Source organism: Streptomyces sp. P5F9, from assembly GCF_057961495.1.
Genome location: NZ_JBXVPZ010000445.1, coordinates 1 through 7,877, shown reverse-complemented (window position 1 = coordinate 7,877; position 7,877 = coordinate 1). Strand labels below are relative to the sequence as shown.

Below are 7,877 nucleotides of genomic sequence, written 5' to 3'. Positions count from 1 at the left end.
ACGGGACACCGCAGCAGACCCCCTACGCCCCGTACCCCCAAGGCACGCAGACCCCTCCGGGTCCCTACGGCCCGCAGCCCTACCAGACCTGGTCCCAGGGCTACACCCCGTACAACAACCCCGCGCCCCTCAACGGCATGTCCGTCGCCGCTCTCGTGCTCGGCATCCTGTGCTGCGTACCGGGGGTCGGGGTCGTCCTCGGGCTGATCTCGCTGAACCAGATCAAGAAGCGGGGTGAGCGCGGGCGGAGCATGGCCGCGGCCGGCATGGTGCTGTCGGCGCTCGGGCTGATGGTGTGGGTGCTCGGGGCGACCGGCGCGGCGGCCGGCTTCTGGGACGACGTCAAGGACAGCGCGCGGAACAACCCCAGCGCCTCTCCTGTGAAGGGCGAGTGCTTCGACGCGCCCAGCGGTTCGCTGGAGGGCATGACGTACGACTTCGACGTGGTGTCCTGCGACGGCGAGCACGACGGGGAGGTGTTCGCCGTCGTGCGAATGGGCAGCGGCTCGTACCCCGGGGACAAGAAGGTCACCGCCACCGCCGACGACAAGTGCTACGCCCTCCAGGACGCCTACGCCATGGACGGCTGGGCCGTGCCCGACGACGTGGACATCTACTACGTCACCCCGACCTCGCAGAGCTGGAGCCTGGGCGACCGCGAGATCACCTGCGTGTTCGGCAACACGGACGAGGAGGCGAGCCTGCCCGGCGGTTCGCTGCGCAACGACGCCACGACCCTCGACTCCGACCAGGTCGCGTACCTGAAGGCGGCCCACGTCCTCAACTCGGCGCTGGACTCGGCCCCCGACGCGCAGTACGTCGAGGACGACCTCCCGGGGCACAAGGCCTGGGCGGGCCGGGTCTCGACCGCGCTGACCCAGCAGGCCGACCTGCTCAACAGCCACCAGTGGCCCGGCGGTTCCGCCAAGCCCGTCGCGGCCCTGGTCAAGGATCTGCGGGCGGCGCAGAAGGAGTGGGCGAAGGCGGCCAAGGCCTCGGACGCCGACGAGTTCTACGCGCACTACGACAAGGGCGCCGACCTGATCGACCCCCAGAAGTCGGTCACCGCCCGCGAGGCTCTGGGGCTCGCCACGACCCCTCCGTCGTACGACCGGAACGACGGTGGCGGGGACGGCGGGGGAGACGCCGGCGGCATGGAGGTGTGACGGCTCCTATAGCGGGGAGAAAGTGCCTGGGTAAAGCCCACACCGGGCATAAGTCATCACATCGAGTGATTCTCTGGCCTTTGCTTGCATGGCACAACCCACGGTTGCCAGGCTGTTGCTGTCTGTACAACCTGATGGGAGCGGCCAGTGACATTCGGTGAGCAGCCGGCGTATCTGCGCGTCGCGGGTGATCTCCGCAAGAAGATCGTCGACGGCCAGCTGCCCCCGCACACCCGGCTGCCCTCGCAGGCCAGGATCCGCGAGGAGTACGGGGTCTCCGACACGGTCGCGCTCGAAGCGCGCAAGGTGCTGATGGCCGAGGGCCTGGTCGAGGGCCGCTCCGGATCGGGGACGTACGTGCGCGAGCGTCCCGTGCCGCGGCGCGTCTCCCGCTCCGGGTTCCGGCCGCCGACCGGCGCGACCCCGTTCCGGCAGGAGCAGGCCGAGGGGGAGGCGCGCGGCACCTGGGAGTCCAGCAGCGAGCAGGCCGAGGCCGGCGGCACCATCGCCGAGCGGCTCGCGCTCCAGCCCGGTGAGCGCGTGATGTGCACGAAGTACGTCTTCCGGGACGCGGGCGAGACGATGATGCTCTCCACGTCCTGGGAGCCCCTCGCGGTGACCGGCCGTACGCCCGTGATGCTCCCGGAGGAAGGGCCGCTGGGCGGCATGGGCGTCGTCGAGCGGATGCGCGCGATCGACGTCGTCGTGGACAACGTCACGGAGGAGGTCGGCGCCCGGCCGGGTCTCGCCGAGGAGTTGCTCGCCCTGGGGGGAGTCCCCGGGCATGTGGTCCTCGTCATCCAACGGACGTACTACGCCTCGGGGCGCCCGGTGGAGACGGCCGATGTCGTGGTCCCGGCCGACCGCTACCGGATCGCCTACCACCTGCCGGTCAAGTAGCGCACCGAGTAGTGCGCTGCGTGTGAAGTAGTCCACCCCTTGCGGCATTTGTCGCCGGAACCGGTCAATCCGCCCTGTCCTGGGCGCCGTTGGATTCCGGTCTTTCTCGCAGGTCGTTCACCGCGCCTGTAGCGTGCCTCTCACCGGATGTATCGAGGTGCGCCAACGGCGCGTTCGTCATCGTGCGCCCCCTCCGTCCTGGCTGGTTGCGTACCTCTTTGTGAAAACCCGTATTCGCTGCGTGAAGGTTAGGCGTAGGCTCCGGCATATGCGGATTGCGGTTTCCTTATGGGGTGGGGCACGGCACGAACCGCGAGCGGGAGGCGGAGGGGCGCGATGGCGATGAACGACGGCACGATCACTCTTCCCTGGCTCGTGATACGACAGGACGACAACGGCAATCGCTACCGCGTCGGGCGGTACGCGACCCGCGCCGAGGCCCAGAAGATCGCGGACAGCCTCGACGACCGCGGGCACAGGCAGCTCTACTGGGTCGAGCGGATCGGGCAGAGCGAGGACGCCACCCGCAACTGACAGCGCCCTCGCGCCCCGTAGGCTCCCGCGCATGACGACACGGATCGTGGTGGTCGGAGCCGCCCTGTTCGACGGCGGCCGACTGCTCGCCGCGCGCCGCAGCGCACCCCCCGAACTGGCCGGGCGCTGGGAACTCCCCGGCGGCAAGGTCGAACCCGGCGAGCGCCCCGAGACCGCGCTGGTGCGCGAGTTGCGCGAGGAACTCGGCGTCGACGCCGAGACCGTGCGGCGCGTCCCGGGACAGTGGCCGCTGAAGTCGCCGTACGTCCTCCAGGTCTGGACGGCCCGGCTGCTCCCCGGCTCGGCGGAGCCCGAGCCCCTCGAAGACCACGACGAACTGCGCTGGCTCGCCCCCGCCGACATCTGGACCGTCGACTGGCTCGACCAGGACGTGCCCGCCGTACGGGAGACACTCGCGCTCCTGGACGCGGGGGCGCACTGAAGTCGTCGTAGGCCGGGACGGCGGAGCGCGCCCGGCTCGGTGTACGCCGTTCGTGCCACAGTGCGTCCTCGGGGACGGTACCGGGCCCTGGATATCGGGTATGTGCCCATTAACCCCATGAAATCGGACATGGGTGAGCTGGCTGGCCCGGGATGTGATCGGCTTGATCGACACCGAAGGCGACTGCGCCGAGTGGACCTTTCCCGCGGACCCCGGAGCCGTCCGCACCGCACGCACCGCCGTCCGCGGCCAGTTGCGGGACTGGGACCTCGACGCCCTCGCCGACATCGCGGCGCTTCTGGTCAGTGAGCTGGTGACCAACGCGCTGCGGCACGCCACCGGCCCCATCGGCGTCCGGCTGGTCCGGCCCGCCGGCCCGGCCGGTGTGCTGCTGGTCGAGGTCTCCGACCCGCTGCCCGACCCGCCCCGCGAGCGCGTCGCCCGCCCCGAGGACGAAGGCGGCCGGGGTCTCCAACTGGTCGCCGACGCCTGCGTCCGCTGGGGCACCCGGCCCGGGGAGACGGGCAAAACCGTGTGGTTCGAGCTGGCCGTACCCGGGTGATCCGGGGCCGAACACAGCTGTACGAACCGGACAGCCGTGTCCATCGACTGGTTCAGGCCTGTGACGGTTGTCGATCGGCGTGGTTCGACTGCGTGTCCGCTGGTTAGAAGACTGGGAGTGTTGTCGCGGGCAGGTCCGAAATGCATCGGGATTGTCCTGTGATCGTGAACACCGTGTTGTGCGGCGCCGTAGTGCTGGATACTGCGGGCAGCCGCCCCCGGTGACCGGTGCCGGACGCGGTGAGCTGGAGGGGACGGTTCGCGTGAGCGAGATACCAGCGAAGGCCACGGAGTCCGAGGACCCGTCGGACCGCGCGAGGGCTGAGGCCCCGGGTCACATCGACGTGCCCGGAGGCGACGGCATGTCCGCCGCCGACGTCATGTCGGGTGTGCCCGGCGGCGACGCGATGACCGTCGGCGACGCCATGTGGCAGAGCAGCCCACCCGGCTCGATCTACGACTACATCAAGGTCGCCTCCTTCTCCATAGGCCCCGACGGGCTCGTCGACCAGTGGAGCCTGCGGGCCGAGCAGCTGTTCGGCATCCCCACGGAGCGCGCGGTGGGCATGGATCCCATCGAGGCCTTCGTCGACCCCGAACTGCACGAGCGCGGCCAGCGGAAGATGGCCGAGATCCTGGACGGCCGGGAGTGGACCGGAGTGGTCCCCTTCAAGGTGCCGGGGACCGCCGGGGGCGAACCGGGCAAGGAGGGGCTCGCCGAGGTCTATGTGATGCCGACCCGGACCGAGGAGGGCGAGCGGGCCGCCGTCTGCATCGTCGTCGACGTCCGCATCCTGCGCCGGATCGAGACCGATCTCGCCGCCTCGCAGTCGATATTCGGTCAATCTCCGTTCGGGTTCCTGCTGATCGACCCCGACCTGCGGGTCCGGCGGGCCAACCAGCAGATCGCCAACACCTTCGGCGGCACCCCCGACGACCACCGCGGCAACGGCGTCCACGACTATCTCCAGAGCCCCGAGGCCGAACGGGTCACCGCGACCCTGCGCCGCGTCCTGGAGACCGGCAACTCCATCACGGACATGCATGTCACCGGCCTCGTGCCGGGCTCCGAGGAGCGCCGCCACTGGTCCATCAACCTCTACCGCGTGCACAGCGGCAGCGGCCGCCCCATCGGCATCGCCTGGCTCGGCACCGACGTCACCGCCCGCCGCGCCGCCGCCCGCGAGGCCGCCTCCGCGCGGCGCAATCTCGCCCTTCTGAACGAGGCCGGCGCCCGCATCGGGAACTCCCTCGACCTGGAGACCACGGCCCGCGAACTCCTCGACGTCGTCGTCCCCGGCTTCTGCGACCTCGCGACCGTCGACCTCTACCAGGGCCTGCTGGCCGGCGACGAGACCCCGCCAGGCCGCGCCGACGGCAGCGCGGAACTCCGCCGGGTGGCCTTCGCCAGCGCGGTCTCCGACGCCCCCTTCGTGGGCGGCGGCGCACCCGTGGCCGTGGGCGCGGTCCACCACTACCCCTTCAACTCGCCCTGCGCGGACGCCCTGCGCACCGCCCGCCCGCAGTACGTCCCCGCCGAGGAGGGCGGCCCGGTCCAGTCCACGCTGGCCGTTCCGATGGTCGCCCACGACACCGTCGTAGGACTCGCGCAGTTCGCCCGTACGAAGGGCAGCGAGCCGTTCGGGGACCGGGACCGGGATCTCGCGGTGGAGCTGGCGGCGCGGGCCGCCGTCTGCATCGACAACGCGCGGCTGTACCGGCGCGAGCACGAACGGGCGTTGATACTGCAGCGGTCCCTCCTCCCGCCCGGCGACCCGGAGGCCTCCGGCCTCGACATCGCCTGCCGCTACCTGCCCGGGAACGCGGCGACGGAGGTCGGCGGCGACTGGTTCGACGTCATCGAACTCCCCGGCCACCGCACCGCGTTGGTGGTGGGAGACGTGATGGGACGTGGTCTACGCGCGGCGGTGGCGATGGGTGAACTCCGCACGGCCGTCCGCACGTTGGCCCTCCTCGACCTCGAACCGGCCGAAGTCCTCTCGGCGTTGGACGAGATCGCGCGAGGCCTGGGCACCCCCGGCGGAGTCCAACAGGCCACCCGGGCGGCCCGCCGCCCCCGCGAGGCGGACCTCGCGGAGGTGTACCTCGCGACCTGTATCTACGCGGTCTACGACTCGGTGACCAGGCGCTGCACGTTCGCCAACGCGGGCCACCTCCCGCCGGTCCTGGTGGAACCGGGCGAGGCCGCGCTGATGCTCGACGTCCCGCCCGGCATGCCCCTGGGGGTCGGCGGCGAACCCTTCGAGGAGGTGGAGGTCGAACTCCCCGAAGGCGCGCTGCTGGCGCTCTACACGGATGGACTGGTCGAATCCCGCGACCACCCCCTGGACGAGGGCCTCCAGGCGTTCGTGGGCGCTCTGACCGACCCGGCGACCCGTGGTTCGTCCGACGGCAGCCCGTCCCCCGCGGCGGCACTGAACGCCGAGACCCACCGCGACCTGGAAGACGTCTGCGACCACGTCCTCAGCACCCTCGACACCCACCACGGCGAGGACGACATCGCGCTCCTCATGGCCCGCGTCCAGGGCCTGCCGGCCGACTCGGTCGGCGACTGGACCCTGCCGCGCGAACCCCGCAGCGTGGGCCGCGCCCGCGAGTACGCCCGCGCCCGCCTCCAGTCCTGGGACCTCGAACCCCTCATCGACACCGCCGAGTTGCTCGTCAGCGAACTGGTGACGAACGCGCTGCGGTACGGCGAGGGCGAGATCCGGCTCCGCCTCCTGCTGGACCGCACCCTGGTGTGCGAGGTCTGGGACGCGGGCCTGGTCCAGCCCCGCCGCCGCCGCGCCCGCGACACGGACGAGGGCGGCCGGGGCCTGCAGCTGGTCGGCCTCCTGTCGGCGGCCTGGGGCTCCCGCCGGACGCCACGCGGCAAGACGGTGTGGTTCGAACTGCCGTTGCCGGACGGGGAGAACGGGGTGGTGGATCCGGCGGAGGCGTTGCTGAGTCTGTTCTGACGGCGGTCCGCCGCGGATGTGGCTGGTGCCGGTCTCGACTGCGGTGCTCTACGTCGGCGGAAGGACCCGGCGTTTCCGTGTGGCCGGTCCGCCGAAGGTGAGGGGCGGGCCGCCGTCCGGGTCCTCGCCGAGGAGGATCCCGCCGAGGACCGCCCCGCCGACCCCGCTCGTGTGCTCGTCGGCGGCACCGGCGTACGGGTTCCCGTGCACACGGACGTCCTGCTCGGCCGACTCTCGGGCCTCCAGCGCGGGTACGTCGGCCGCGGCCGGGTCGGTGGTGAGCAGCAGCTCCGCTTCGGCCAGCCGGGTGCGGGCTTCCACGCCCACGGCACCCCGGTGCGTGGCCACGAAACCGTCCGCCGAGCCGACGTCACTCCGCCCGACGAGCCACGCGGCGGCGCCGAGGACTCCGTCCCGCGTCCCGCCCAGCGGCAGCATGGCCTGGACGACGCGGCGCAGGGCGTCGAGGGGGTCGTAGCCGTAGGGGCGGTCGCCGGTGAGTTCCTCTCGTACGGCGGCGAGGGTGGTGTGGGCGTGGGCGAGGCGGGTGTGGAGCGGCCCTGTCGGTGATGTGGCTGTTGCCCTCGCGAGGGCGGATTCGGCGCCGGTGAGTGTGGCGGGCACCAACTCCGCTGCGGCGGCGAGTGAGTTGGCGAGCCGGTCGACGTCGTTCAGGAGGACGTCGGCCTGGCTGATGGCGCCCTCGGCGGCGCGGAGGGCGCGTACGGCCTCGCCGGTGTGTCCCAAGTCGGCTGCCTGGCGGGCCTGGTTGAGGTGGGCGGTGGCGAACACGAGCCGGTCCTTGGCCTGTTCGACGTACCCGGTGACGGTGGTGGTCGAGGCCGCGGTTGCCGGGTAGCGGGCGTGCAGGTCGGCGAGGGTGGCGTCCACGCCCCCTGTACGGCCGGCCAGTTCGCGGAACCGGGCCTCCGCGACGCCGAGCGCTTCGTTCATCTCCTGCTCCAACGCCCGGAGTTGATCGAAGGCGGGCGCTTCGGCGTCCAGTCGCCGCCCGGCTTCGGCACACCGTCCGACGATGCCGGCGAGGGCCTGCCGCCGGGCGGCTTCCTCTTTCGGTTCCGGGACGCCTCGGTCGTAGCGCAGGCGTATCGCGAAGGCGGCGGAGAGCTCGCGCTCGGCGTCCCGCAGGGCCCGTTCGAACGGTTCGACGGCCGCCGCCCCGAACCGGGCCTCGACGAAGGCGAGTTCCTCACGGCTGGTGCGCAGACAGTCGTCGGCCTGGACGAGGGCGGCACCGGCCTGGCGTTCCAGTACGGGGAGCGGGGTGACGGGGGG

7 protein-coding genes are annotated in these 7,877 nt (G+C 71.8%); 6 read left to right on the top strand and 1 reads right to left on the bottom strand.

Translation table 11 applies throughout. The features are described 5' to 3' along the window. The 6 genes from AC31A1_RS41910 to AC31A1_RS41885 form a co-directional block, all read left to right on the top strand. A partial coding sequence (locus AC31A1_RS41910) for a DUF4190 domain-containing protein (RefSeq protein ID WP_489658328.1) occupies positions 1–1,166 on the top strand: 1,166 nt, incomplete at its 5' end. A gap of 147 nt (positions 1,167–1,313) precedes the next feature. Beyond that, the gene (locus AC31A1_RS41905; RefSeq protein WP_043674834.1) at positions 1,314–2,066 is read left to right on the top strand and encodes a GntR family transcriptional regulator; all 753 of its coding nucleotides are present in this window, start codon (positions 1,314–1,316) and stop codon (positions 2,064–2,066) included. A gap of 342 nt (positions 2,067–2,408) precedes the next feature. Then, the gene (locus AC31A1_RS41900; protein ID WP_405868747.1) at positions 2,409–2,600 is read left to right on the top strand and encodes an SPOR domain-containing protein; all 192 of its coding nucleotides are present in this window, start codon (positions 2,409–2,411) and stop codon (positions 2,598–2,600) included. Positions 2,601–2,631: 31 nt separating this feature from the next. Continuing rightward, positions 2,632–3,042 carry a (deoxy)nucleoside triphosphate pyrophosphohydrolase gene (locus tag AC31A1_RS41895; protein ID WP_489658327.1) on the top strand — a complete coding sequence of 137 codons (411 nt, stop codon included), beginning with the start codon at positions 2,632–2,634 and terminating at the stop codon, positions 3,040–3,042. A gap of 154 nt (positions 3,043–3,196) precedes the next feature. Further along, on the top strand, positions 3,197–3,604 hold the full coding sequence (locus AC31A1_RS41890) for an ATP-binding protein (protein ID WP_489658329.1): 408 nt from the start codon (positions 3,197–3,199) through the stop codon (positions 3,602–3,604). A 262-nt stretch (positions 3,605–3,866) separates the two neighbouring features. Continuing rightward, on the top strand, positions 3,867–6,581 hold the full coding sequence (locus tag AC31A1_RS41885; RefSeq protein ID WP_489658326.1) for a SpoIIE family protein phosphatase: 2,715 nt from the start codon (positions 3,867–3,869) through the stop codon (positions 6,579–6,581). 48 nt (positions 6,582–6,629) lie between these two features. Here the strand turns inward: AC31A1_RS41885 and AC31A1_RS41880 are convergent. Beyond that, positions 6,630–7,877: hypothetical protein (locus tag AC31A1_RS41880; protein ID WP_489658325.1), on the bottom strand; the 1,248-nt coding region annotated here is incomplete at its 5' end.